Genomic DNA, 1,153 nt, shown 5'->3' on the forward strand with positions numbered 1-1,153 from the left:
GAAGCGGGCGGGCCCTGCAACCGGGTCCGTTTCGCCCGTCAGCAGCTGCCGCCCGACGGTGCGGTTATCCGGGTAGTGACGCCGAATTTCCCCGTATGGCTGGATTTCCCGGACTATCCGGTCCTGCTCGTCATATTCAAAGAGAATTAGAAGGTGAATTTCCAAATATCGAATTATTTATCTATAAAAACATTGAAGTTCTCGTTTTTCTCACAATATCTTAAGAAATCAATACATGTAGCTTTTGTTTCATTGAGAGCCATGCATCCAAAACCAGTATCTTCATGGGGATAAACAGCTATATTGAGCATTGGATTTATGTAAAAGCAGACCTGACCTATTACTCCAGAATGACACATAATAAGTTTTGATATATCTATAAAATCATCTTCTGTAAAGCTAAAACTTAATGAGTGTGCTGGTAATAATGTATCTCCATACAAATAACTCTCATAACTTTCTGTCATTGGAAGTAACATTCTTCTTTCTTTGGCATTATGATAGAGCTTTTGATATCTCGTAAGTGTTTCTATATCATCTTCTTTATCATCATCAAACGAAAGAGCAGTTATAATTGTTGAATTACCATGTTTTCCTTTAAAAAAGTCGGAAAATAATTCAATAGCTTCATCAAGGAGATGATAAGAGAAACTATACTTCCTTTCGAAATAACCAACCCAATTTACAGATGAACTAAATCCACTAAAATTAAACTCATTTAGTGAAAAATTATTATTTATCAACTTTAATGATTTTTCCATCACTCATACCTATAGTTATTTTATGTCTTGGTTTAGGTTCTGACTTTCCAATACCAACCTTCCACTCTCCCATTTTATCACTATGTGCTGTATTACTTTTACTCCATATCTCATCCGTGTTCTTATTTTTGTAATTACCGCCTTTCACTTTAACAAAATCATCTGGATGAGAGGTTGGTGTTCTAACGATATCTCCTATTTCTGCACTATTTACTTTTTTCTTTGGGTTATTTAAGTGACATCTCGCCAATCCGAGCGGATCGATCCAACCCGTCGGATTATGCACGTAACTATAAAGATTTACTCCTCCTGCTAACCCCAAAGGGTCAGGGCTGAGGTAACAACAGCCTTCCGGCAAATAATAACGGTGCCGATTGTAGCAAAGCCCTGAT

2 protein-coding genes are annotated in these 1,153 nt (G+C 37.3%); both read right to left on the reverse strand.

Annotated features, from left to right (window positions below):
* Window positions 1-173: 173 nt before the first annotated feature.
* Window positions 174-761 (reverse strand): hypothetical protein, encoded by a 588-nt coding sequence (locus ABR397_RS22730; RefSeq protein WP_350307690.1) that lies wholly within the window; start codon window positions 759-761, stop codon window positions 174-176.
* The coding region (locus ABR397_RS22735) for an RHS repeat-associated core domain-containing protein (RefSeq protein WP_350307691.1) at window positions 733-1,153 on the reverse strand (421 nt) is incomplete at its 5' end. The genes ABR397_RS22735 and ABR397_RS22730, both read right to left, overlap by 29 nt.

The organism is Photorhabdus viridis (assembly GCF_040256935.1).
Lineage (GTDB): Bacteria > Pseudomonadota > Gammaproteobacteria > Enterobacterales > Enterobacteriaceae > Photorhabdus > Photorhabdus viridis.

Excerpts from the sequence above, each read along its gene's own strand:
- ABR397_RS22730 (WP_350307690.1), bottom strand. The coding sequence starts at position 761 with ATGGAAAAATCATTAAAGTTGATAAATAATAATTTTTCACTAAATGAG.